We start from the raw sequence: 25,893 nt of genomic DNA on the forward strand, positions 1-25,893 counted from the left end.
AGTTTTGATGGATAAATTACAAATAAATGGTGGCGCACAGCTAGACGGTAGTATTCGAATATCGGGTGCAAAAAATGCTGCGTTACCTATTTTAATGTCGACCTTGCTGGCTGAAGGGACGACTTCTATCGGTAATGTTCCTCATTTAAATGATGTTACGACCACTTTAGAACTACTTGGAATTCTCGGCAATTCCATGACCCTCGACGAAAAAATGACCGTACAGGTTGATACCAGCACTATTCATTCGTTTGAAGCGCCCTACGAGTTGGTGAAGACCATGCGCGCATCTATCTTAGTATTGGGACCATTGCTCGCTCGGTTCGGTCAGGCAGATGTTTCATTGCCTGGTGGTTGTGCGATTGGTTCTCGCCCGGTCGACTTGCATATAAAAGGAATGCAGGCGATGGGCGCTGACATTGATGTGATTGACGGTTATGTCAGAGCGCGAGCGCCAGAAGGCTTGAAAGGGGCTCGGATATTTATGGATACGGTTAGTGTGACCGGTACTGAGAATATTTTGATGGCTGCTACATTAGCCAAAGGAACCAGTATTATCGAGAATGCTGCTCGTGAACCTGAAGTTGTTGATTTGGCCAATTGCCTGATTGGAATGGGGGCTAAAATTTCCGGGGCAGGAACTGATATCATTACCGTTGAAGGTGTCGATAAGCTAAAAGGCTGTCATCATGACGTCTTGCCGGATCGAATTGAAACCGGCACTTACCTTGTGGCTGCCGCAATTACTGGCGGGAAGGTCAAATTACGCGATACTAATCCTGATATTCTAGAAGCCGTATTGCTAAAGCTTGAAGAAGCTGGTGCTGAAATTAAAACAGGTAAGGGCATCATCGAATTGGATATGAAAGGGAAACGACCCAAGGCTGTGGATATTACTACTGCGCCATACCCTGGTTTTCCAACGGATATGCAGGCGCAGTTTACGGCGCTTAATGCGATTGCCGAAGGAACAGGAGTTATTCGCGAAACAATTTTTGAAAATCGATTTATGCATGTGAGCGAAATGCAGCGCATGGGTGCAGATATTACCATTCAGGGAAATGCGGCCATTTCCAAAGGCGTTACTCAGCTTTCTGGTGCGCAAGTAATGGCGACCGATTTGCGTGCTTCAGCCAGCCTGGTTTTATCAGGTCTGGTTGCAGGCGGTGAAACAATCGTTGATCGTATTTACCACATTGATCGTGGCTATGAATGTATCGAAGAAAAACTGCAGCTAATGGGAGCTAGCATCCGTAGAATGTCGTGATAAAGGATCTTGTGATAAGGGTTTTGTGATAAGGGTTTTGTGATAAGGACTTCACGATAAAAAGAACTATCTGTAGTGCAGGCTTTGCTGTGAGAGCAAAGCCTGATAATGCCTTAGCGAAAAATACCGATCATTTTTAAAGGCGGGCTATCGCGTTCAGGTTAATTTGATGTTGCAAGGCGGTCAACTTTCGATTAACTTTTTTCTTACCTAACTGATTGGCTGAATCGATTTTTCAACCAGTTTTATTTTGGTCATCAGTTTTATTCCATCTCTGATTAACTCAACTTCAACTTCTTTGCCGATCGGCGTGTCATAAAAAAGCTTATAAAAGGAAGCAACGCCTGAAATGCTTTGTTTCTCAAATCGAGTGATAAAATCGCCTTTTTGAATACCTGCCTTTTGCGCAGGACTATCAATGTCTATCTTGCGAACGAAAAAACCGGTTCCAAATTCAATATCGGGAAAGCGCTGCCTATGTGCATATTCGGTAAATTCCGCGGCGTCAATACCTAACCAGTTCTTGCGAACCCGTCCATACGAAATAATTTCCTCGGCGATTTTTTTCACTCGGTCGATAGGAATTGCATAGTTGATACCTGTTTGCCCTCCGCCTAGCGAACTCAGTATCATTTGATTGATACCAACAACTTCGCCACTCGAGTTGATTAACGCACCACCAGAATTTCCATTATTAATGGCTGCGTCAGTCTGTATTCGGGGAGCGAAAGATTGATAAGTAATTGCACTCACTATACCCAGAGAGACCGATTGATTTCGGCCAAATGGGCTTCCAATAGCCAACACCAGATCACCGGTTTTTACTCCACTGGAAGTTGCCAACTTCGCTGAGTCTAGTGCTTGCAGGTTGGTTTTGAGCACGGCAATGTCAGTTTCGACATCATAGCCGACGACTTCGACGAAACGTCGTCTTCCGTCAGGTAAACTGATACTGATTCTTTCCGCGTTGTTAATCACATGGTAATTAGTAACGATATATCCCTCACTACTCAGAATGACGCCGGAACCAATTCCAACGGCAACATCCAGTATTTTTTCGTTTGGCGCTAAGTTTTCGCTTTCTCTGAATCTTTTCGGATGATATGTGTTGATAGTGATGACCGATGGTGAAGCTTTTTCAACTGCTTCGGCAAAAGAAAGATTATCAATAGTAAGGGTTGCCTGAGAGGCTGGTTGGGCTTCCAATCTGGAATGGGTTTGATAAAAATGAAATATATCTTGAGCCACGTGCCAATTGAAAGGTAACTGACTATTTGGCATAAAGAAAAGAATTAGTAGTCCAGCTAATGCGCCCCAAAAAATATATTTGATTAAAAATGTCATCGAGCTGATTATTTTCATTAGAGCGATACTTATATTGAGTGGTTACTGTCATCGGAGTTTTATTGCTTAAAACTCCGATTTGAAAAAGCCGCTATTTTAACAGACCAATAGTCTAGCACTAGTATGCGAGGTCTCTAAAAAGCAGCAAGTCGTCATTTTAGTCAATGAGCTTAACTTTTTCGTTCTTAATCCTTATTTCGTTCTTTATCCAGTAAAAATCAGCTTGAGATTTATTTAATAAAGAGCAGAAGATTTTCGTTATTTCGCTCAATCGTCAATGGTAAGGTACGACCGGCCCGACTAGCAAGGTCTACGAGTTGTGAATATTTAAAAATACGATATCGGCCAACTCCCACAATTTTATCGCCTTTTCTCAGACCTGCGTAATAGGCCCGCGAATTAGTGTCGATTTGCTGAACTTTCAAATGGGCGCGTTCTTCGTCGAGGTTGCTAGACTCGCCAATGATAACGCCTTTTAAATAAGGATGCGCATCGAATCCGGAATATTTTTTGTAGCTCGGCTCATCAAGGCGAGTATTGATGGTAATTTCGCGGTTATCTCTTATCAGATTGAGCTTTACATCGCTATTACCAGGAAGCAGCCCTAGTTGGTTAACCAACTCGCCGTTACTGCGGATCCTTCTGCCGTTTAAATGGGTAATTATATCGTACTGCTTAACGCCTGCTTTCTCCGCTGCGGAATTTTCAGTAATGCGAGTAATAATGACACCTTTATTCGTTGATAAGCCTAATGCATTGGCAATTCGAGGTGTCAAGTCTTGCCCTTTAACACCAAGTAAGCCACGCCGAACTTCGCCAAATTCGAGCAGTTGCTCCATGACGTTAAGGGCCAATTTTATCGGAATAGCAAAGCCGATACCGACATTTCCCCCTGATGGTCCCAAGATCGCAGTATTAACACCGATGAGCTCTCCTCGCAAATTAACGAGCGCGCCGCCGGAGTTACCCGGATTTATCGCCGCGTCAGTTTGAATAAAGTCTTCGTATTTTTCAATGCCGAGACCTTGTCGCCCTTTAGCGCTCACAATTCCGGAAGTCACACTATTTCCTAATGAGAAAGGATTTCCTATCGCAACCACAAAGTCGCCAACTCTAAGAGCATCGGAGTCTCCGGTAGGCAGAGCTGTGAGGTTTTCAGCCGCGATCTTGATTACTGCAACATCTGTTTCTTTATCACTACCAAGCATTTCAGCGTCGAATTCTCGACCATCGACTAAAGAAACTTTGATTGCCTCAGCCCCTTGAATGACATGGTGGTTTGTTAAAACAAGGCCCTTTTCAGCGTCAATAATGACCCCGGAACCAAGGCTGGCTGGACGTATTTGCCTCCTTGGACTTTCGAAGAAACGAAAGAATGGATCCCGATCATAGCGAGAGTCGACGATTGCAGTGGTTGAAATATTAACAACAGCTGGATTCGCCTGTTCGAGCATTGGTGCCAAAGAGGGGAGTTTTTGGCCATTAACTGCGGTTGGCAAACTCGCCATTGATGGTGCCGAAATTAAGCCTATTCCTAATAAAAATAGTAATGTTCTCAATAGCATATTGGTTTCCTTAAGGACCTTTTTTTGGCTTACCTTATACAGGAAAAATTGGTTTGTGAAGGTAAAAATAATCTTTTCAATGTTATTGAAAATATTATGTAATAAATATTGAATTATTGAATTTTTGTTGTTGTTGGAAATAACATGGTGTAAGGTCTTTTTGGTCCTTTGATAAGATAAGCTCTTAATAACAATAATATTATCGCGTAATAATAAAGGGCTTTCCTTATTTTTGACTGTAATATCAATAACTAGCAAAACTTTTAATAACAACGAGTCTAGGGAATTCACGACAATGAAAATTTCTGATATAGAACTTAAGAAAAAGCCACTGATTCATGCCGTAAGCTGTGTTCTCGCTGCTTCTGCGTTGAATATCAGTGCACAAGAATCGTCTGACGACGAGCAGGGTGCGACCGACGATGAAAACGAGAAAATCGTTATTGTTGGTTCGCGTATTCGTAGAGATGGTTTTAACAGTGAACAACCTGTTGAAATTATTATGGCTGATGACGCAGCAGCACAAGGTATAGGTAGCCTTGCGGAGCTGTTAAGAAAGTCTACTGTGGCGTCAGGGTCCTCTCAGGTCACTGCAGCGACATCTACGGCGTTTGTTCAGAACGGTGGTACAGGTGCTGAAACCCTGTCACTTCGCGGTTTAGGTGCTAATCGAACACTTTTCTTGCTTAACGGCCGACGAGCCGGACCAGCAGGAACTCGTGGTGGAGTCTCTGCGTTTGACCTCAATGTTATTCCATTGAGTGCGATTGAGAGAGTCGAAATCTTGAAAGATGGTGCATCATCTTTGTATGGTTCCGATGCGGTAGCGGGTGTGGTTAACATCATCACTAAAGCTAAAGATGGCGGTGAGGTTGATTTTTTCTCCTCTATTCCAGAAGAATCAAGTGGTGAGAATACGAGACTGAGTGGCTCGTGGGGCAAAACCTACGATAAAGGCTCTATCAGCGTCACTGCAGATTTTTATCGCCAAAGCGAGCTGGCAAGAGGCGATAGAGATTTCTTTGCCTGTAGCCAACGATACATCTTTGACCAAAATACCGGACAACAGGTGGATCCGATTGATCCTAGAACTGGAAGGCCACACTGTAATGACCTCTTGTGGGGGCATGTGTGGATTTACGACTATCAGGGGGCTGGTGGTAATGTTCCTTCGGGGGCGTTGGCGCAGTTTGATTATGATGGAGATTTAGCGAACTATATTCCTGGTTTTGCTGTAGACCCAAGCAACCCTGGTTTTATGGTAACTCCTCCCGGTTGGTTCCCAGTTCGATATGACGCTGCTTCTGATGCGGTTGCCAATGCTGATCACCCATTCCAGGATTTGCAATCGTTTATTCCAGAAATCAATCGCTCCACAATTTTTGCTCAAGGCGAATATGAATTTGGCGATAACTTGCAAGGTTATGCCGAAGTTCTGTTAAACCGCCGTAAGACTGAAAGCAATGGTTACCGTCAGTTCTGGGGTTACATCTACAACGAAAACTTTTTTGCTGGTAACCCGCTAAGCGCTGGTTGGACAGGATCTCAATGGTTTAGTCCGACGGCAATCACCGATCATAGCGGCTCCGAAATCACTGTTGATTACCAGCGCTTTGTGGTTGGTTTAACCGGTGATATTGGTGATTGGTACTGGGATGTTTCCTATCAATTCTCGAAATCTGAAGGTGAGTACAAAACTGCTGTTATTTTTAATGACTCGGTTGCGGATCAAAACTTCCTGTCAGGCTCGTGTGTTGGTACCAATACTTCAGTACGAGGGGTTCCTTGCCAGGATATTCCATGGTTAGACCCACAGTTCTTAGCAGGTAATATTTCTCCAGATATGAGAGATTTCTTATTTGGTTATGATACTGGTGAGACAATTTATGAGCAAGATACGCTAGAAGCTGTTTTCTCTGGTGATATTGCGGAACTTGATTCTGGACCTATTTCGGTTGCGATCGGTTTCCACTATCGAAATGATGAAATTGATGATACCCCTGGTCCGCACACTTTAGCGGGTAACTTATGGGGATCAACCAGTGCCGGTAGAACCGTTGGTGATGATACGACTCAGGCATTTTTTGGTGAGGCCGTTATTCCATTGTTAACCGATTTACCTGGTGTTCAACTACTCGACGTTTCGCTCTCAGCGCGTAACACAGATGTTGATTCTTATGGTAGCGAAACGACCTATAAAATAGGTGTTAACTGGTCAATCACAGACGAGATTCGATTCAGAGGTTCCAGAGGTACTTCGTTCCGATCACCGGCGTTGTTTGAACTTTATCTTGCAGATCAAACTTCTTTCCTTGGGCAGCGAGCGATTGACCCTTGTATTAACTGGGGAACTGAGTTGGCAAACGGCAACATTACTCAGAGAACTGCAGATAACTGTGCTGCTGATGGAATCGCTGCTGACTTTGCTGGTGCTGCTATTAGTGCAACAATATTCACTGGTGGTGGTTTAGGTGTTCTGGATGCAGAGACTTCTGAAGCTGAGTCTTTTGGATTTGTCTGGCAGCCTGAATTTGCTGATTTAAGCGTGTCGATTGATTACTTTGATTTCTTAATCGAAGACGAAGTTACTCAATTGGGGGCCGCTAACATTACCGCTAGATGTTATGCATCTGAAAATTTTGCAACAGAGGCGTTATGTGATCAGTTTGACAGAAACGCGACTGACCAACGAATTGAAACAGTTAGAGATAGCTTTATTAACATTGCTTCTCAAGTTAACCGTGGTTACGATTTAGCGGTTAACTATAACACTGACCTCGACTTTGGTCGTTTGTCTATATCAACCCGCCATACTTATCAGAAAAAATCGTCTCAAGCGTTATTTCCTGATTCGATTCTTGATACCAATGGTGAGTTCGGCGATCCTCGTCTGACTGCGACATTAAATGCGCAATTGGAAATGGATGATTGGACTTATAACTGGGGTATCAACTATATCGGCTCTGTTTCAAACGTTGGGCGAGATGACGGCGATACCATCACTTATCGAGGGACGACTGTTCGTGCTGTTAACTCCAGCGACGCTGTGATTTATCACTCACTTTCAGCTCAGTATAGATTTGACCAAGGGTTAACCGCACTATTTGGTGTGGCTAATGTGGCCGATGAGAGACCACCACAAGTTACTACCATTGGTACTTCGGTAACAACTGCGGGTGATTCTGCGTTCTATTCTCAATATGATTGGTTAGGACGAAGACTCTTCGTTAACTTAAACTATAAGTTCTAGTTTAAGAAAGTAATAAGCAAAAAGCCGACGCGAGTCGGCTTTTTGTTTTCTATAGTTAATTTTATTCAGTAGATAAATTACGAACTCTTTATGTGAGTCCAGAATAATAATGCAATCTGTTTTAACCTGGCTCAATTCTCAATTCAAGTCGACAAGGCTTAATTGAGCTAGATTTTATTGAACAATACAACCGGAGCTCAGATGTACACTAGAAGAATACTTATAGTTGGTGGTGGTTCATCGGGGTGGATGACCGCCGCGTATCTGAATGGTGCCTTGAACTTCCAGGGTAATCAGAAAAATGTAGAAATCAAATTAATCGAGTCGCCTGACATACCCAGGATATCCGTTGGCGAAGCGACCATTCCTTCCATTCGACACATCTTGTCGGTGATTGGTGTTAATGAAATTGACTTTATGAAGGCTACTGATGCTTCATTTAAGCAATCAATCAAATACGTAAACTGGGTTAACAATAACAATACCTTTTATCACCATCCGTTTAGTCGATTTAGGACGCAGCCGATTGATCGAAGTGGCATGAATTGGCTGCGTAGTTCGCGAAATATTCCATTTATGGAAACCTGTTCAGCACAGCCGATTATTTGTGAAATGGGATTGTCTGCCCAAATGCTAGGCCAATGGGAGTTGGGACCGCCGCTGAGCTATGCCTATCACTTTAACGCGCAACTATTTGCTGATTATTTACGCGATTTTTCGGTGGCACGGGGAGTGGAGCATATTCTTGCAAACGTGACTGATATCGATATGGATGAATCGGGGGATATTAAATCTGTGGCGACCGATACAGGAAATCATTTAGAAGCTGATTTGTTTATTGATTGCACTGGTTTTAAAGCCAAACTGATTGAAGAAAAAATGGACGTTACCTTCGAGGATTGTTCTCAATGGTTGTTGTGCGACCGCGCGGTTACTATGCACGTGCCATATGATAATTTTTATCCGGGAATGATAAGGCCCTATACCACAGCAACCGCGTTATCAAACGGTTGGATATGGGATATTCCCATGAGATCGAGACGTTCAGTTGGTTATGTTCATTCAAGTCAGTTTATTAGTGAGCAAGACGCTGAAGCGGAAATGAGAGCTTATCAGGGAGCGGGATGTGAAGATTTACCTGCACGTTTCGTTCATTTCAAAGTAGGGCGACGACAGCAAAATTGGAAAGGTAATTGTATTGCTATCGGGCTGTCGGGAGGTTTTATCGAACCTTTGGAATCTACAGGATTGTATCTTGCCGATCTGGGTGCGGTAATGCTTGCAGAACACTTTCCATACAGACGTGAGCATATGAAAGAGATGGCATTTCGCTACAACCGAATACTATCGAATCGTTTCTATGAGATTCTAGATTTTATCAATATGCATTATTGTATGACCCGTCGCACTGATACTGAGTTTTGGCGAGAGGTACAAAAGCCAGAAAGAATTACTGAGCGATTAAAGGCGAAACTCGAATATTGGAAGATGAAACCGCCGAGCGCAACAGACTTTGAAGACCAGTGTTTTCCTGGAATGCAACAAGTTGGAATATCAACCGGTGGGCAATGTTTTGATGGACGCGCTGCAGTTGATACTGCGGGACTATGGAATCACGAAAGTTATGAATGTATTTTGTATGGAATGGGTTTTTTAGATAAGGAGTTCGATGAGTTATTTGGTACAAATAGACCGCCTAGTCAGGTTCATCCTCACGTTCTTCATCGCCTTCAAGCTGCGAAACAAAAAATTCCGCCTCATGCTGTCTGGTTAAAACAAAAGCTTGGAATGGAAGACTATACTATTGCGCAAAAGCCTGCAGGCTGGGTTTGCTAAATTCTCGGGTTTACTGAGATAAAAAAAGCCGCAAAATTTGCGGCTTTTGGTTATTCTTCTTTGAAGAATTAGAAGCCACCTAATGGCATTGGATTACCATTAAGGAGCGCCTGGCCACTCTTGAATGTAAATTCAAACTTTAAATTGCCTTGATCACGTACTAGAAAATTTTGTTGGACGAGTTGTTCAACATTTGGTCCTAATCCTAGCCCTGCAAAAAAAGCCTCAGGAGCATGGCCCTTAGCGTCAGCATCAATCGCTATCATCATCGTCATTGGGTTAGCTGCATCATAGATGTTTTTGTCGATAGTAAATCTGAGGTTACTATCAATTTCACCCGCTGCAGTATTGACACCAAACTTGTTGATTTTAATCAGCGGCCCTTTTTCGACAAGTTTAGGTAACAACCCTTGAACCTGAGCTGCTGCTGCCATTGGATTGCCACCAGCATTACTTTGCGATTCGATCATTATTTTATTCAGTTCTTGAAGAACTTCTGTGTCGAGATTTTCAAAAGAAATATCATAGGTCAGGTCGGTAAAAGTTTGTTGAATGGCTTCTATTGTTTTAGCGCCAAAAACAACATTGATGTTGGCTAACTTTTCGTTGATATCAGATTTCGCTGTAATTGCGAAGTCTTTTATTCCAAGACTCTCGCCCGGATTTTTACCATTAACATTCAAGTTTGCCAGGCTAACATTGAAGTCGCCTTCAAACAGTGCCAAAGGGCTGAACATTTCGCCGCTCACGAGGTTTTGGTCCATTGATAAAGACATCTTGCCGATTTCAAGCATTTTAACGTCGCTCTCGGTGACCGACATTCCGTCCCAGTAACCGTTTCCGGTCATTTTGCCGCTTTTTTGCAGTGAAGATTGGATATCAGCCGCTTTAACATCGACTGTTACGCCTTCATGATTAACAACGAATGGTTTGACGACAACCTGAGAGTCAACAGATGAATCAAATGCCATACGTGAAGTAATCGATATCGTGTTTTCATCAATTTCTTTTATCTTGTCGAGTTCAGCCTGGAGTTCTGCCGGCAGTTCTACGCCAAAGATAGTGTCAACAAGCCCGGTTCCAAAACCGCCGCTAGTCCACAGAAAAGGACCATGTTGCATCTTTTGAGTAACGACAACCGGAGGAATTGAGATTTCCTGCGGCAAGGTTAATACTAACTCTAGTTTCGCATCAGAATAAAACCAGCCCTTATTGTATTCGGTGATTTTCAATTGATAAGTTGGGTTTTCATTCACTTTTGCGTAAACATCTTTAATGGCTGTTTCAGCCTTAGAGCCGACGAAGAACGGAGTAATCAGCACAATGGCTGCAATGGCAAAAATAAGAATAATTATTTTTTTCATGGATTAACTTCCTGATTTTAGTAGTAAATTCCTAACATTTAAGAACAGTGATGATTTTTATGACTTGCGAATTCTACCACACAGCAACGAGCAATGGAGCCGCTTATTCCCTTTGAGATCACAGAAATATGGATTTTATTGATTTTTTGATGGGGCAATTAAAATAAAAGGGCCTAATCGGCCCTTTAAAAATCTATCATTTTGGTTTCAACAAATGTTTGGTTTTAACAAAATCCTTATTTTGAGGTTTTTACGCCGTCAATATCAAGACTATTGTGGTTAATAACGCCTTCTTCCTTTATCGCATAATCTAATGCAGGTTCGCTCTTTTCTTCTTTCGCTGATTCAATATCAACAACCTTGTCATCTTGAAAGTCTACGTTTAGTTTTTCGGTCTCTTCTAATTCTTCAGTATTATTTCGGTAATCGTGGGCGTTATATAACTTGTTCGCATCAAACAGGTTTTCTGAATCTGTATTTGTTTTATGAACTGGGTTCGGTTTTGATTCTATTTGCTCATCGGTTGATTGAGGCAAAGATTGAAATGTTGCTGTTGAGCATAATTGGGTAGAGCTCTTGGCAATATGATCGTATAGGGACTGATAGCTATCAGAAACCTGATTAAACAGAACCGCTGTTTTTTCAAAGTGGTTAGTCACTTTATTTCGAAAAGCATCTAATTCGCTCTGCTTTTCTTTCAGTTCGGTTTCAAGACGGCTTTTTTCGTTAGCATTGCCAGAGAAATTACGGCCAAAGTAAAAACCACCGGCTGCGCCAGCAATGATCCCTAAAACTATTGAGATTACTTCCATTGACTTACCTCGATAATGATTGTTCAGACAACATAGAAACTGAAATATCTACTTTATAAATATATACCAGATAGTCCAAGGAGTCGAATGACAATTAGTTTAAATTGGCCAGTAGTTAACAAAAATTTCATGTCTATGATCCAGGTCATTGTTGGGTTGTGAGTGAGTTGGCTCGCCTAAATGAAGTCATTGAAAAGAGTGTAATTAATAATGTCAAATGGATGACTGGTACATATTAAGGAAAATAAGTTGGCTATATTTAAATTTGCGTTCACGGAGCATTGTAAAGCTTGATTGTTGTTGCAAATGGAAATCAATTAGATAGCAAATTGATTTGGGCTGGACATAGAAGGAAGCTGGTAAAGCTCATTATTTAGTGAGAAAATGCGCGGCATTTAGCCAATTGGACTCATTTCCAATGCAAATTAATTCTCAAGATGTTCAAATTTCTGGGCCTGCTGGAAAAATACAGGCGATTCTGGATTTACCAAAAGGATCATCGTTAACCGGGGGAGCGTCTGGAGATAGTTCTGTGTCCGATTGTGATGCCTCATTTATATCGGTGAACTGTCATCCACATTCCTTACACGGTGGTACCATGACAAATAAAGTCGTGCACACTGTATCGAGGAGCATTGCTGGACTTGGAATTCCTAGCCTTAGATTTAATTTCCGCGGGGTTGGTGCTAGTGAAGGGAGTTATGATGAAGGTCGAGGTGAGCAGTTAGATTTGCTTGCTGTGGTGGATTGGATGAAAAGCCGATATCCGGGCAAACAGCTAATTGTCACTGGATTTTCCTTTGGTTCTTTTGTGTCGGCGTTAGCTGCATCGCAGCTTCAACCATCGATGTTGCTCAGTGTCGCGCCGCCGGTGCAGCGGTTTGATTTTGGAGATTTTGTCAGACCTGAGTGCGATTGGACAATTATCATCGGTAGTAAAGACGAGTTAGTGGAGTATTCCGGGGTAGTTGAATGGGTCAACTCATTTTCAGATCGGCCTCAAATGATCACGATGGACGATGCAAGTCATTTTTTTCACGGTCGTTTGATAGAGCTGAGAGAGAAAGTTGAAAACATAGTCACCCAGCACATCAATAACCAGGCTAACGAGAAAGATTGATTATGACAATGACGCCGCTGGAAAAATACCAAATTGATATGCAGTCGGGAGAGTTTACTGAAGATCCTGCGCAGGCACAGGCGATTCAACTGCTCGATGATTTATATCAGAGATTAGTTAAAGCCAATCAACCAAAGGGTTTTTTCGCAAATTTGACATCCGTATTTTCCAACGATCAACTTCCGGAAAAAGGACTCTATTTTTGGGGCGGTGTGGGGAGAGGAAAAACTTATCTGATGGATATGTTTTACGATCAGTTGCCGTTTGAAAACAAAATGCGGCTGCATTTTCATCGATTCATGCACCAGTTGCACGAGCAACTGACGACCCACAAAGGCCAAAGAGATCCTTTGATCAAAATTGCTGATGATATCGCCCAGCAGACATGTGTAATCTGTTTTGATGAATTTTTCGTGAGTGATATTACTGATGCGATGTTGTTAGGGGGCTTGTTTGAAGCGCTATTTGAGCGTGGCGTTAGCTTAGTTGCGACCTCTAATATTCCTCCTGAACGACTTTATTGGAATGGCTTGCAGCGAGAAAGATTTATTCCTGCAATTAAGCTTATCCAACAGCACACACAGGTAGTGAATGTTGATGGTGGAATCGATTATCGGTTAAGAACATTGGAACAAGCAGATATTTTTCACTGCCCACACGACCAGGAGGCAATCGATAACCTGAACTACAGTTTTGAGCATCTGAGTACTGAAGAGCAACCAGAGGCCAGTTCTATCGAGGTTGAACACCGCCAGATTCAAACTGTTCGCTGTGCTGAAGGTGTCGTGTGGTTTCGATTTAGTGATATTTGTGAAACGGCGCGTAGTCATACTGACTATATCGAGTTGTCTCGCTGTTACCATACGGTGATAGTCAGTGAGATTCCTCAACTAGAGTCAAAGGATGATTCTGCGGCGCGACGATTTATCAGTATGGTTGATGAATTCTACGAGCGAAATGTGAAGCTGATGTTAACTGCGGCTGTGAGATTAGAAGAATTGTATTTGGGAAATCAGCTAGCGTTTGAGTTTAAAAGAACATTAAGTCGGTTACAGGAGATGCAATCTCACGATTATTTGGCAAAAGAACATCTTGCTTGAACCGTCGATGATGCTTCATCAGATGTTTATGGGACTGCTTTTGTTTCAATAAACAATAGAAAATTAAGGGCTTATAATAGCTAATAAGCCCTTAATGGCATTCAATAATATACTGGCAGTTAAATTAACTGGTTGCCATATCTTTCATTTTCTTTAACGGGCGAACTTTTACCTGAGTTGAAGCTGGTTTCGCTTTGAACATGGTCTCTTCGCCAGTGAAAGGGTTGATACCTTTACGCGCTTTAGTTGCTTTCTTCTTAACCGTTGTTACTTTTAATAAGCCTGGAAGAACAAACTCACCGCATGCACGCTTTTTGATGTGGCGTTCGATAACGTCTGATAGCTCGTCAAATACAGAAGATACCTGTTTCTTGGTTAGACCTGTAGAGTCGGCAATTTCCGTCATGATTTGAGTTTTGGTGTATCTTTCTTTGATAGTTTTTGGTTTTTTTGCTGTAGCCATAATCAGTTCCTGATTAGATTAGTTAAAGAAAAGAACTATTGGGCAAGTATCGCCCGGATAAATAAGCACTTAGCTGATGTGCTTTTTAACTTAGAAACCGCTGGAAATAAAGCATTATTTTAATATTTTTATATTTATTTGCACTCTGTAGCCAAGTATTTAAGGGGATTGAGTGAATTTTAATGAAAATCAACAGCAAAAATCAGTCAAAGTTAGTATTTTTTAACTAAAATAGGTTGTGTCTTAGCTATCATTTCTGTAAAATTCGCGCTCTTTTTTAAAGGTATTAACGAACGCTAGGCATAAGCAAAGCCCTGAACTGGAGCTAAAAATGAGAACTTTTAGTGCAAAACCAGAGTCTGTAAAACGTGATTGGTACGTTGTAGACGCAACTGGTAAAACTCTAGGCCGTTTGGCTACAGAGATTGCCCGCAGATTACGCGGCAAGCATAAAGCAGAATATACACCTCACGTTGACACCGGCGATTATATCGTTGTTGTAAACGCTGAGAAAATAGCAGTAACTGGTAATAAAGAAGCTGCTAAAACATACTACCACCATACAGGTTATCCTGGTGGTATCCGTGGCATTACTCTTGAGAAATTAAGAGAAAAAGCGCCGGAAAGAATCTTACAAAATGCTGTAAAAGGTATGATCCCAAGCAATCCTTTGGGCCGTGCATGTTTACGCAAGCTAAAGATTTTTGTTGGTCCTGAGCATTCTCATCAGGCACAACAGCCAAAAGAACTTAACATTTAATTGGTGAAGAATAATGTCTAATACACAATACTATGGTACAGGTCGTCGCAAGAGCTCTACCGCACGAGTCTTTCTTCGTCCAGGCAAAGGTGACATTGTTGTTAACCAGCAACCGCTAGACGAATATTTTGGTCGTGAGACTTCAAGAATGGTTGTTCGCCAACCGCTTGAACTTACTGAAAACGTAGAAAAGTTTGATGCATATGTGACAGTTAAAGGCGGTGGTGACACTGGACAAGCTGGCGCAATTCGTCTTGGAATTACCAGAGCGTTGATGGAGTTTGATGAAGAAACACGTCCAGCACTACGTAAAGCGGGTTATGTAACTCGTGATGCACGTGAAGTTGAGCGTAAGAAAGTTGGTCTTCACAAAGCTCGTAAACGTCCTCAGTTCTCGAAGCGTTAAAATTTGCTTTTGGGGAATTTATTCCTCAAAGTCTTGCGTTCGGAAAGCGCCTCCTTTTGGAGGCGCTTTTTTTCGTTCTAGCGAAACGGTTTCTTTCGTGATAATTGCCTGGTTTTCTGAATTGTTAATAATAACGAAATATTCAGCAATCGAACGCGTTACAATCGAAGTGAATAGTGTGAGGTAACCTGTTTAGAAAGAAATAGGTTGCTTCCTGGTGTGCTGATTATCAATTCAGCAAATCGTGATCAAGGAGCAATGAATGGCATTTGCATTGGAAGCCAGGAATCTGGTGAAGAATTTCGGTGAATTATCTGCAGTCGACAAGGTTTCATTTAATATTCCTGAAGGTGCAGTGTTTGGATTGTTGGGCAGAAATGGTGCCGGCAAAACAACCACCATACGTCTGTTAATGAACATTTACTTTCCCGACGAAGGAGAGGTTCTACTACGTGGGGTTAATGTTGGGCAAGAGTTTCGCGACAAAGTCGGTTATTTACCGGAGGAGCGTGGGCTTTACAAAAAAATGAAAGTTTTAGACACCATTCTGTTTTTTGCGGAATTAAAAGGTGTGCAAGGACCACAAGTAAAATCTAAAGCGCTGGAATACTTAGAACGATTTGAATTACTTGACCGCAAAGATGCCAAAGTTGAAGATCTTTCAAAAGGTAACCAGCAAAAAATTCAATTTATCTGTACTGTTATTCATGATCCCGAATTCATTATTCTTGATGAGCCATTTTCCGGACTCGACCCCGTCAACACCAACATTCTTAAAGATATTATTCTGGAACTAAAAAAAGCCGGTAAGATTATTATTTTTTCTACACACCTAATGGATTTTGCCGAAAAAATGTGCGATCACATCGCCATTATCCATGAGGGAAAAATTATTGAGCAAGGGGATTTATCAGAGCTTAAGCGAAGCTACAGCCAAAAAAATATTAGCCTCGTTTATGAAGGAGACATCAAGTTTTTAGAATCTCAATCTTGTGTAGAAAAAATGGAAGATTTTGGCAGGTTTACAGGAATTCAGGTAAAGGAAAAGGAAGACGTACAAACATTATTAAGACTGCTTGTTGAAAATAATATTACTGTGAAAAGATTCGACGCTAATGATATTTCATTACATGAAATTTTCATTAATCTTACTGCAGACAGAAGTTCACCAAGCTCAACTATTGAGCAACAAGAAGTTGATGCTGTATCAACCAATTCTTCTGAAAGCAAACAGGAGACTTTACAAAATGCGTAATTTATTTTCATTCAGAACTTATGCTGTGATAAAGAGAGAGTTGAAGGCCCAGGTGATGACAAAAACATTTATCATCACGACAGTTCTCGTTCCTCTTCTTATTTTTGGTGGACTCGGGTTTCAGAGTTTCTTGATGATGTTCGAAGAAGAGAAACAGGTTAGTATCGAAGTGGTTGCGGAAGATTCTACGCTAGTTGCTTTGCTTAGAAAAGAATTCGATGAATCAGAAAACATCAACCAGTCATTGTATGAAATCAATGTGCAGTCAATGCCTGAATCTGACTTGAAAAGTTTCGTCGAGGAAAATAAATCCAGGTTGCTCAATGGTGAGCTGAATGGCATCTTTTTTGTAGGGAAGTCTGTTGATTACGAAAAGGAAATTGCCTATTACTCAAACAATCCAAAGAATAATAATATTACCGGCCGGATTAAAAGACTGGTCAATAACGTCCTTGTCGATCAGCATTTTTCTGGTAAGGCGATATCTGATAGAGATCTAGAATTCGCTCGCAATAACGTCAAACTAACCAGCTTTAAAGTCAGCGAAAAAGAAGATATTGAAGAAGATAATTATGGTGCTTATATTGTAGCATTTGTGCTCGCGTTTTTACTCTACATGAGTTTGTTAATGATCGGTTTGCAAATTTTGCGAGCAGTAATAGAGGAAAAAGAAAATCGGGTGGTAGAAGTGTTACTTTCATCGCTTCATGCCAATGAGCTAATGACTGCCAAAATTATTGCGACGACAACTGCAGGATTATTACAAATTATAATCTGGATGTTACCTTTTGTTTTATTAAGTGTGACCACTTTATTTGTTCTTCCGGAACAATTTCAAGTTTCAATTACGCTAGGTCAGATCGCTTATTTTGTTATTAACTATGGTATCGGACTTGTTACTTTTCTTGGTTTGTACGCAGCAGTTGGTGCTATTTTTGATAACATTAGCGAAGCTCAGCAGGGCGCTACACCTTTAATGTTTTTGATATTAATTCCATTTTACATTTGTTTTACCATCATCAAAGATCCATCTAACTCGATTGCCCAGGTGTCCTCGCTAATTCCTTTCGCATCAATAATTGTAATGCCAGTTCGCATGGCAGTTATTGATATTCCCATGTGGGAAGTTGCAGTAGCGTTAAGCGTTAATATTGCCACGTTGTTTTTTGTATTTTCCTTCGCAGGGAAAATTTACCGAATTGGAATTCTAAAGACAGGTAAAAAACCAAAGTGGTCTGAAGTCTATCGCTGGATACGTCAGAGTTAGCGGCTATCGAAGGAGCTTATTCATTATTTTCTGTTTGTTGGTGAGAATGATATTGGCTTGTTTGTTAGTAGTAAAAACGAAGTTAACTTTATCATTCGCTTTAAGCTGACCTAACAGCGATAAGTCGGCAGTTATGACGTTTGCAATTCGTGGATAACCGCCGATAGTTTGTCCGTCGACAGATGATATTATTGGTTCGCCTGAGGGAGGTATTTGAATGCTTCCCTGGGTTAAGCCACTTGATAATATTTCGAGTTTGTTATCTAGCTGGATTGGGTTATCTGAAAGTCGAATTCCCATGCGATTAGAATCTGTTGAAACTTTGTAGCTTGAAGCGTAAAACTGATTTTTGTTCTGCTGTTTAAATAAACTGGATTCAACGCTTGAAACACAACGGAGAAGGTAGTTTCCTGAGTAGAACATTTCACATTCTTTTGGTAACTTTCTAGCGTCTTTTATCTGTGTTTGGTGAAGTTCTAATGAGTCGTTGAGCTTAAATTGCCGTCCCTGATAGCCGCCAAAACCTGCAGTAATATGTGTCGAATAACTAGCTAAAACTTTTGCTAACTTGAGCTCTCCTGAAAACGCGAGATAAGCTCGGGCGCCAGTTTTTAGCTTGTCAAATTGAAGCTTATCGCCGGGTTTGACATTGAAACTTTCATTGTTGAAGACCTGGTTTCCATTTAGAAAAAGCTCGAATTCAGCACCACATACGCCAAGGGTCATTGCTTTTTCGAACGCCAGAGTTGGACCAACTAAGGTTATTTCCAGAACGGCAGAGTCAAGCGGCTTTGAGACTAACCAGTTCGCCATTTGCATGGCAACGGTATCCATTGCGCCACTACGAGAAATTCCTTTGTGCATTTGACCGATTCGCCCCAGATCCTGAAGGCTAGTTTGCAAACCAGGTTTAACAAAGTGAATGCTCATGATTGTTTCTTCTTTAGTGCTATGAATTCTTTTTTACTAATGGGAACAAACTGTATTTTATCTAATGGAGCTGCAATAAACGGCTCTGTGTTTAATGGGTTAAAGAGATTGACCGGTGTTTGTCCGATAATATTCCAACCACCTGGGCTCGCTACTGGATAGATCCCTGTTTGTTGACCGCCAATACCAATGGCCCCTGCCGGTATTCTAGTTGCTGGTGTTGATTTTCGCGGGCAATGAAGTTTGTCAGTTAAGCCACCAAGATATAAAAAACCAGGCAAAAAACCTAACATGTGGACCAGGTAAGTTGTTTGCGTGTGAAGATGAATGACTTCTTTGATCGATAATTGACAATAGTTGGCCAGAGGCAAAAGGTCGGGTGCTAACTCGTGATCGTAGCATGCCGGGATTTGAATAAGTCTGCCATGGATTGGTTGTTGTTGAATCGGTTTCTCAAGTAACTCTTTCAACACCTGTTCAAATCGCTCTATCGATATTTTCAGGGGAGAGAAAACAACGGTGAGTGTCTGATAGCCAGGGATGAACTCTGTGGCATAATTCTTGAGTTGTTTTGTCAGGTAGTGCGTTGTTTGAATTATGTGTTCAGTTAATTTCTCATCAATGACAGCTTGATATTCAATGGTAATTGCCGCATCACCATTAGTGATTAATTGATGGGGAATATGCGTTGTTAAGTTGGTCATAAAAAGGTTTAAGTCACCGTGAAACTTTTTACTGAATTGTCACTTTGGCAAGTTTCAATGCGTCAGCTAGATTCTTTATAATCGATAGTGCTCTCGGGTTGTCGCCATGTAAACATATGGTATCGACTTTCGGGTGAATCGTTTTGTTTTCTATTGTTTGAATCGGTTTTTGAGCAGCAAGTGCGACAGCTTGTCGTATGCTTGTTTGTTCATCTTCTAAAACCGCACCAGCAATGCTTCTTGGTGCTAACTGACCATTAGCGAGATAAGCCCGATCCATAAATCCTTCGGCGACAAATTCAACGCCAATTTCGTGACTCGCTTGCTGCAATTTTCCACCGGCTAAACCGAAAATTTTTAGTTTTGCAAATTGTGACTTTATTAGTGTTGCTACGCGAGTTGCTAATTCTGAAGATTTCTCAACGTCATTATATAAAGCGCCGTGCAATTTTACATGGTTGAGTTGAATCGATTGTTGCTCAGCGATTTCAGTTATCAGGTTGAGTTGCTGATAAATAGTTGACTCAAGTTCGGTCACATTGATTGACATCGAAACTCGACCAAAATTTTTTTTATCGGGATAGCCGGGATGAGCACCAATATTGAGCTGATGTTTGGAAGCGTTTAGTAGGGATATTAATATTGTTTTTTCGTTACCTGCGTGACCGCCACAAGCGATATTACAACTTGAAATAAAGGGCATTAAGCGCGCGTCTTTTTCGCAATCCTCTGCGGAGTTGCCTTCGCCCAAATCACAATTGATGTCGATGGTTGAATTCATAGGACTGTTAGCCACTTGTCAAAATTATTTGAAAATTATAGCCAGCCAAAAGCAAGCATCAAACTGCGGCCGCTAAGAATCAAAGTAACTGCTAAAACGGCTAAACCAAGAATGTTTTGCATGGCCGAATTACGATGACTTCCTAATTTTTCGCTGTTCATAATCCACAATAAAAACGCACAGATAATTGGTAATAGAATACCGTTTGCCACTTGCGCAAACCAGATAATGGAAATCGGTTTGTATCCGATACTCGAAACCACCACGCCTGAAATTAAAATAATAATCCAGATAGCCTTAAACTCAATAGTATCAAGGTTGTTTTTCAAGTTGAGAATTCCACTCAGGGCGTATGCAGATGCGAGTGGGGCTGTTACTGCGGAGGATATACCGGCGGCAAACAGACCAATGGCCATGAATGTTTTGGCAAGTTCGCCAAAAACGGGTTCTAATGCCGGGGCCAGATCGGCGGCAGACTGAATTGTTACCTGCTTTCCAAAAAAGGCTGCGGCGGCTGTTGAAACTATTGCGATAGAAATCAATCCACCGAGGGGAATGGAAATAAAAAGGTCTTTCGTCGCTTCGGGCAAATCATCCGGTGATTGCCATTTTTGTTTGACGCTCGCAGAATGCAGAAACAAATTATAAGGAACAACAGTGGTTCCTATCAATGCAATAATGGTTAGTGTTGAACCGTCAGGCATGCTGGGAATTAGTAAACCAGAGAATAACTCAGATAAGTCAGGCTGAGTGATGATGAAAGTCGTCAGGAATGCCAGACTCATAATACAGACCAATAGGATCAATGCCTTTTCGACGATTTTGTAACTACCACTCCACAATAGAATAAATGCGACAACGCCGATGATTAAAGGCCATAGTGAAAGATCTGATGAACCTGATAGTTGAAGTTCTAATAAGCCTGATAGGCCAAGACTGGCCCCAGAGATATTGCCGCTTTGATACGCCGCATTGCCAACCACAATGGCACTGACGACCAGTAAAATTGAAATTGCCCTTAGTAACGGCTGTTGGAAGCTGCTGCGTATGTTTTCTCCTAGCCCCTGTTGCGTGACAATTCCCAGGCGGGCTGTCATTTCTTGCAAAATGATAGTTGCAATGACAGAAAATAATAAAGCCCAAATCAGAGAATAGCCAAAGTGAGTACCGGCCAAGCTGGCAGTAATCACTGTTCCGGGGCCGATAAATGCGGCCGTAACCAAAAATGCGGGACCAACCTGAGGTAGTTTCATTGCGTTTGTAATCTCTCTTTTATTATTGAGCCTGGTTAACTCTAATTGAACTATTATTAATTTACCGAGATCTTGAAGCCCTATAATACCGGATAATAACGTCGATAAAAGTTATCAATTTACCCGCTTAAACAGTAAAACTGATAATTGCACCGAATTAAATAAATTTTGATACTTGATAGAGGGCTTTATGGTGGCTATGTCGAAGTTTAATGTAAAAAATAAATATTATTATATATCAATAAGATACAAACAAAAAACGGCATTTCCTTGTAAAAGTCATGGTATTTCTTTATGATCTGCCCGCGAATCCTGTTTATAAGGGAATTTGGCGGTTAAAACAAACATTCTTGCCGACAAGTTTACCTGTTAAAAAGAAATTATTATCAAGTATTAGTTACTGGTCGATGGGGAGACTATCCGAATGAGTAATGATGGTGTAGATAGCGGCAAACGTCGTTTCCTTACACTTGCAACGAGTGCCGTTGGAGTGGTTGGAGCGGGCTTTGTAGCGGTTCCATTTCTAGGTTCTTGGAAGCCGAGCGCGAAAGCTCAGGCCGCTGGGGCGCCGGTTGAAGTGCCGCTCGACAAGCTTGAAGAAGGGCAAATGGTAAAAGTTGAGTGGCGCGGAAAACCTGTTTTTGTAGTTAAACGAAGTGAAACAGTCGTTGACGCACTAAAGAATACAACGCAGGAATTAAAAGATCCTGAGTCACAAAATATTGAGCAACAGCCTGAATATGTTGATGGCGTCACTCGATCAATTCGTCCTGACGTGATTGTGCTAGTTGGTATTTGTACTCACCTGGGTTGTGTACCTCAGCATCTGAAAGAAACTGAAGTTGATTGGGGCGGCGGGTTCTTCTGTCCTTGCCACGGTTCACGCTTTGATTTAGCCGGTCGTGTATTTGCCGGTGTACCTGCTTCGAAGAATCTTCAAGTGCCGCCATACTCTTATCAAGGAAATAACAAGATCGTAATCGGCGTAGATGAGGGGGCTGCATAATGACTAAAATGGCTCAGCTGATGCAGTGGATTGATGATCGTTTTCCACTGACCAAAGTTTGGAACGAACATCTGGCAGAATATTATGCACCAAAGAATTTTAACTTTTGGTACTTCTTTGGTTCACTAGCGCTTCTCGTTTTGGTGAATCAAATTCTAACCGGTATCTGGTTAACGATGAACTATAACCCATCTGGCGAACATGCTTATGCTTCGGTTGAGTTCATCATGCGAGACGTTAACTGGGGATGGCTGTTACGCTACATGCACTCCACCGGCGCTTCCGCGTTTTTCGTGGTTGTCTATCTCCATATGTTCCGCGGCCTGATTTATGGCTCTTTCAGAAAACCCCGCGAGTTAGTCTGGCTTTTCGGTATGATCATCTTCGTATTACTGATGGCTGAAGCATTTATGGGTTACTTACTTCCATGGGGTAACATGTCATACTGGGGAGCTCAGGTTATTATCAATCTGTTTAGCGCGGTTCCTTATGTTGGCGATTACTTAACAGAATGGATTCGAGGTGACTTTATCATTTCGGGTGCAACCTTGAATCGTTTCTTTGCACTACATGTTGTTGCACTACCAATAGCATTGTTATTGATGGTTTTCTTACATATCGTTGCATTGCATAAAGTTGGTTCAAACAACCCTGACGGAATAGAAATTAAGAAATATAAAGATGAAAATGGTATCCCATTAGACGGTATTCCTTTCCATCCTTACTATACTGTTAAAGATATTGTTGGTGTTGCAGGCTTCTTGTTCTTCTTCTGCCTGATTATCTTTTTCGCCCCAGAGTTAAATGGTTTCTTCCTAGAGCCACCTAACTTTACACCGGCAGATCCACTAAAAACTCCAGCGCATATCGCGCCAGTCTGGTATTTCACACCATACTACTCGATATTAAGAGCGGTCCCTGATCAACAACTTGGTGTTGTTGCGATGGCTGCCTCCCTGATTGTTATGTTCTTCTTGCCGTGGCTTGATCGAAGCAAAGTTAAATCTATTCGTTACAAACATTGGAGCTTTAAAGTTTGGTTAGGTTTATTTGTCATTGCTTTCTTTGTCCTGGGTTACCTTGGCATGAAAGGGCCAACGCCAATGCGGACTCTTGTTGCTCAAATAGCGACAGTTTATTATTTTGTATTCTTCCTGGGGATGCCTTGGTGGAGTACATGGGGAGACACTAAGCCTGTACCTGAGAGGGTGACTCACTAATGAAAAAGTTACTAATAACAATAAGCGCAATGTTATCGTTTTCATTATCTGCTGCTGAAGCAGGTTTGACTTTTCCTGATGATAAGTTGCCGATTCTTAATGATGATGCATTAATTGTTTCACAACAGCGTGGAATGCAGATCTACATGAACAATTGTATGGGATGTCACTCGCTTGAGTTTCAACGCTACAATCGTGCTGCAAAGGACTTGTTAATTCCAGAAGATATAATGATTGAAAACCTTTTGTTTTCCGAAGGAAAAGTCGGCGATTTGATGGAAAACACCATGAAAACCAAAGCTGCTGCTAATTGGTTTGGCGCTGCGCCACCGGATTTATCAGTGGTATCTCGTGCTCGTGGAACTCATTGGTTGTATAACTATATGCGTGGCTTTTATGTCGATGATTCACGGCCCTATGGTGTTAATAACGGCGTATTTAAAGACGTTGGTATGCCTCATGTGTTAGAGAATATGCAGGGATTACAGGCAAAAACTGAGAAAGTGAAAGGATTAGAAAACGATGTTCTTTATGCTCAAGCCGATATTGCTAATGCTCGTAAACAGTTAGAGGAAGGCAATAACACCAGCGAGGCAGAAAAAATGCTCAAGCAGGCAGAGAAAACGATTCACGACGCTGAGGCGGCGATGGTTGAGTTAGCAGCTGCAGGAGAGTTTTTTACAATCGTTAAAGAAGGTCGACTAAGTCCCCAAGAGTTCGATAGCGCAATGGCTGACTTGGTGAATTTCCTTGATTATGTCGGCGAGCCAATTAAGTTAGAGAGAGAAAGATTAGGCGTTTGGGTCTTATTGTTTATAGTAGGATTTGGATTTGTTGCTTATCTACTTAAGAAAGAATATTGGAAAGATATTCACTAGAATCTCTAATAGCAATTAAAAAAACATTAATCTAAAGAGTAACTACAATGGGTGGTTACTCTTTTTTCGCAAGTACGGAGAAGACTCCATGGCAACAGTAGCCAAACGCTCAATAATGACCTTGTATACGGGTTCTGACGATGTGTACAGTCATCAGGTTCGAATTGTATTAGCTGAGAAAGGTGTTAATTTCGAAGCAATTGAAGTAGTGGGTAATCAACAACCACCAGAAGATTTAATCGACTTAAATCCTTACAACACAGTTCCGACTTTAGTTGATAGAGAACTCGTATTGTTTGAAGCGCCTATTATTATGGAATATCTTGACGAGCGCTTTCCTCATCCACCGCTAATGCCCGTTTATCCTGTTGCTCGTGCTCGCTCTCGTCTGATGATGCATCGAATTGAAAAAGACTGGTACAGCTTGATGAATGCCATCTTAAATGGAAAAGAAAAGGAAGCTGAAAAGTCTCGTAAAGAACTTACCGAAAGCTTGTTAACCCTTGCCCCTGTTTTTAGCGAAACGCCTTACTTTTTAAGCGAAGAGTTTTCATTGATTGATTGCTGCCTGGCTCCTTTAATGTGGCGATTGCCTGCGATGGGGATTAAATTGACCGGACGCGGTGCAAAAGAAGTCAGCAGCTATATGGAACTTCTTTTTGAGAGAGATTCTTTTCAAGCTAGTCTCACCGATGCTGAACGAGAGCTGCGAGACTAATGCAGTTACCAGACACGTTTACGTCAAATAAACCTTACCTGTTTCGAGCAATTTATGAGTGGTTGCTCGATAATGAGGCTACTCCCTATATTTTGGTTGATGCAACTAAACCATACGTGGACGTGCCACAAGAACATATCAAGAATGATCAAATTGTATTAAATGCGAATCCTTCTGCAGTGCGTGACTGGCACGTTGATAACGAAGCTGTTTCATTTAATGCCAGGTTTAGTGGTGTCTCTCGCCACATATATGTTCCTATGAATGCGTTAATGGCTATTTATGCGCAGGAAAATGGATTAGGAATGGCATTTCCTCCGCAAGATGAATTGGAAGAAGAGTCTCAAAGTGGTCAACAAGAAACAGAGTTGAGTGATGCTGAAAAAATAGAGGAATCACAAAGTTTCCAGGATGCTAATCACTCGAAAAGTACTAATCACTTAAGGGATGCAAGTGAAATAAAAGAACAAGATCCGACAACGCCTGATAAAAAGCCACCTTCTAAGAAAGGTTCACATCTTAAGATTGTTAAGTAAGATTTGATTATTATCAGTGAAGTAGAAACGAATAACTATACTAACAAAAAGTAGCTAA

23 protein-coding genes are annotated in these 25,893 nt (G+C 41.5%); 14 read left to right on the plus strand and 9 right to left on the minus strand.

Features of this window, described 5'->3' with window-relative positions; genetic code table 11:
• Positions 1–7: 7 nt before the first annotated feature.
• Positions 8–1,267, plus strand: coding sequence for a UDP-N-acetylglucosamine 1-carboxyvinyltransferase (gene murA, locus FLL46_RS02630; RefSeq protein ID WP_142891858.1), 1,260 nt, complete (start codon positions 8–10; stop codon positions 1,265–1,267).
• A gap of 210 nt (positions 1,268–1,477) precedes the next feature.
• Here the strand turns inward: murA and FLL46_RS02635 are convergent, their stop codons facing one another.
• Both FLL46_RS02635 and FLL46_RS02640 read right to left on the minus strand, forming a co-directional pair.
• Entirely contained in the window at positions 1,478–2,629 is a 1,152-nt protein-coding gene (locus FLL46_RS02635) for a S1C family serine protease (protein ID WP_142891859.1), read from the minus strand.
• Between the two features lie 212 nt (positions 2,630–2,841).
• Entirely contained in the window at positions 2,842–4,176 is a 1,335-nt protein-coding gene (locus tag FLL46_RS02640; RefSeq protein ID WP_142891860.1) for a Do family serine endopeptidase, read from the minus strand.
• A 295-nt stretch (positions 4,177–4,471) separates the two neighbouring features.
• Here FLL46_RS02640 and FLL46_RS02645 point away from each other — a divergent pair, with 295 nt between their 5' ends.
• Complete coding sequence (locus tag FLL46_RS02645; RefSeq protein ID WP_142891861.1) at positions 4,472–7,426, plus strand: TonB-dependent receptor domain-containing protein; 2,955 nt, start codon at positions 4,472–4,474, stop codon at positions 7,424–7,426.
• A gap of 201 nt (positions 7,427–7,627) precedes the next feature.
• Positions 7,628–9,262: a tryptophan halogenase family protein gene (locus FLL46_RS02650; RefSeq protein WP_142891862.1), complete on the plus strand. Its 1,635-nt coding sequence runs from the start codon at positions 7,628–7,630 to the stop codon at positions 9,260–9,262.
• A 68-nt stretch (positions 9,263–9,330) separates the two neighbouring features.
• Here FLL46_RS02650 and FLL46_RS02655 read toward each other — a convergent pair whose 3' ends face one another.
• A complete protein-coding gene (locus FLL46_RS02655; protein ID WP_142891863.1) occupies positions 9,331–10,626 on the minus strand; it encodes a YdgA family protein in 1,296 nt (431 codons plus the stop codon).
• Between the two features lie 236 nt (positions 10,627–10,862).
• Entirely contained in the window at positions 10,863–11,438 is a 576-nt protein-coding gene (locus FLL46_RS02660; protein ID WP_142891864.1) for a Z-ring associated ZapG family protein, read from the minus strand.
• A gap of 418 nt (positions 11,439–11,856) precedes the next feature.
• On the opposite strand from FLL46_RS02660, the gene FLL46_RS02665 reads away from it, so the two are divergent.
• Both FLL46_RS02665 and zapE read left to right on the plus strand, forming a co-directional pair.
• A complete protein-coding gene (locus FLL46_RS02665; protein WP_142891865.1) occupies positions 11,857–12,558 on the plus strand; it encodes an alpha/beta hydrolase in 702 nt (233 codons plus the stop codon).
• A gap of 8 nt (positions 12,559–12,566) precedes the next feature.
• On the plus strand, positions 12,567–13,658 hold the full coding sequence (gene zapE / locus FLL46_RS02670) for a cell division protein ZapE (RefSeq protein ID WP_142891948.1): 1,092 nt from the start codon (positions 12,567–12,569) through the stop codon (positions 13,656–13,658).
• Between the two features lie 124 nt (positions 13,659–13,782).
• Here the strand turns inward: zapE and FLL46_RS02675 are convergent, their stop codons facing one another.
• On the minus strand, positions 13,783–14,121 hold the full coding sequence (locus FLL46_RS02675) for an HU family DNA-binding protein (RefSeq protein ID WP_142891866.1): 339 nt from the start codon (positions 14,119–14,121) through the stop codon (positions 13,783–13,785).
• Between the two features lie 331 nt (positions 14,122–14,452).
• Here FLL46_RS02675 and rplM point away from each other — a divergent pair, with 331 nt between their 5' ends.
• The 4 genes from rplM to FLL46_RS02695 all read left to right on the plus strand — a co-directional run bounded on the left by rplM (position 14,453) and on the right by FLL46_RS02695 (position 17,809).
• The gene (gene rplM, locus FLL46_RS02680) at positions 14,453–14,881 is read left to right on the plus strand and encodes a 50S ribosomal protein L13 (RefSeq protein WP_142891867.1); all 429 of its coding nucleotides are present in this window, start codon (positions 14,453–14,455) and stop codon (positions 14,879–14,881) included.
• A 13-nt stretch (positions 14,882–14,894) separates the two neighbouring features.
• The gene (gene rpsI / locus FLL46_RS02685) at positions 14,895–15,287 is read left to right on the plus strand and encodes a 30S ribosomal protein S9 (protein ID WP_142891868.1); all 393 of its coding nucleotides are present in this window, start codon (positions 14,895–14,897) and stop codon (positions 15,285–15,287) included.
• Between the two features lie 262 nt (positions 15,288–15,549).
• A complete protein-coding gene (locus FLL46_RS02690; protein ID WP_142891869.1) occupies positions 15,550–16,542 on the plus strand; it encodes an ABC transporter ATP-binding protein in 993 nt (330 codons plus the stop codon).
• The gene (locus FLL46_RS02695; RefSeq protein WP_168204013.1) at positions 16,535–17,809 is read left to right on the plus strand and encodes an ABC transporter permease; all 1,275 of its coding nucleotides are present in this window, start codon (positions 16,535–16,537) and stop codon (positions 17,807–17,809) included. Before FLL46_RS02690 ends, FLL46_RS02695 begins: the two co-directional genes overlap by 8 nt.
• Positions 17,810–17,812: 3 nt before the next feature.
• On the opposite strand, the gene FLL46_RS02700 is transcribed toward FLL46_RS02695, so the two are convergent.
• From FLL46_RS02700 to FLL46_RS02715, 4 genes are read right to left on the minus strand one after another with little or no spacing between them, the layout of a single operon-like run.
• Positions 17,813–18,739 carry a 5-oxoprolinase subunit C family protein gene (locus FLL46_RS02700; RefSeq protein WP_142891871.1) on the minus strand — a complete coding sequence of 309 codons (927 nt, stop codon included), beginning with the start codon at positions 18,737–18,739 and terminating at the stop codon, positions 17,813–17,815.
• The gene (gene pxpB / locus FLL46_RS02705) at positions 18,736–19,443 is read right to left on the minus strand and encodes a 5-oxoprolinase subunit PxpB (protein ID WP_142891872.1); all 708 of its coding nucleotides are present in this window, start codon (positions 19,441–19,443) and stop codon (positions 18,736–18,738) included. Before pxpB ends, FLL46_RS02700 begins: the two co-directional genes overlap by 4 nt.
• Positions 19,444–19,471: 28 nt before the next feature.
• Positions 19,472–20,224, minus strand: a complete 753-nt coding sequence (pxpA, locus tag FLL46_RS02710) for a 5-oxoprolinase subunit PxpA (protein WP_142891873.1) — start codon at positions 20,222–20,224, stop codon at positions 19,472–19,474.
• Positions 20,225–20,259: 35 nt separating this feature from the next.
• Positions 20,260–21,477: an Nramp family divalent metal transporter gene (locus FLL46_RS02715; RefSeq protein ID WP_142891874.1), complete on the minus strand. Its 1,218-nt coding sequence runs from the start codon at positions 21,475–21,477 to the stop codon at positions 20,260–20,262.
• Between the two features lie 424 nt (positions 21,478–21,901).
• On the opposite strand from FLL46_RS02715, the gene petA reads away from it, so the two are divergent.
• The 5 genes from petA (at position 21,902) to FLL46_RS02740 (ending at position 25,835) form a co-directional block, all read left to right on the plus strand.
• The gene (petA, locus tag FLL46_RS02720) at positions 21,902–22,483 is read left to right on the plus strand and encodes a ubiquinol-cytochrome c reductase iron-sulfur subunit (RefSeq protein ID WP_142891875.1); all 582 of its coding nucleotides are present in this window, start codon (positions 21,902–21,904) and stop codon (positions 22,481–22,483) included.
• A gap of 8 nt (positions 22,484–22,491) precedes the next feature.
• Positions 22,492–23,703, plus strand: coding sequence for a cytochrome b (locus tag FLL46_RS02725; RefSeq protein ID WP_142891949.1), 1,212 nt, complete (start codon positions 22,492–22,494; stop codon positions 23,701–23,703).
• A complete protein-coding gene (locus FLL46_RS02730; RefSeq protein ID WP_142891876.1) occupies positions 23,703–24,581 on the plus strand; it encodes a cytochrome c1 in 879 nt (292 codons plus the stop codon). The genes FLL46_RS02725 and FLL46_RS02730 overlap by 1 nt, the downstream gene beginning before the upstream one ends.
• A gap of 88 nt (positions 24,582–24,669) precedes the next feature.
• Positions 24,670–25,299, plus strand: a complete 630-nt coding sequence (sspA, locus tag FLL46_RS02735) for a stringent starvation protein SspA (protein ID WP_142891877.1) — start codon at positions 24,670–24,672, stop codon at positions 25,297–25,299.
• Positions 25,299–25,835 (plus strand): ClpXP protease specificity-enhancing factor, encoded by a 537-nt coding sequence (locus FLL46_RS02740; protein ID WP_142891878.1) that lies wholly within the window; start codon positions 25,299–25,301, stop codon positions 25,833–25,835. The genes sspA and FLL46_RS02740 overlap by 1 nt, the downstream gene beginning before the upstream one ends.
• The last annotated feature ends 58 nt before the right edge of the window (positions 25,836–25,893 follow it).

The sequence above is a fragment of the Aliikangiella coralliicola genome (genome assembly GCF_007004725.1).
GTDB classification, from domain to species: Bacteria; Pseudomonadota; Gammaproteobacteria; order Enterobacterales; family Kangiellaceae; genus Aliikangiella; species Aliikangiella coralliicola.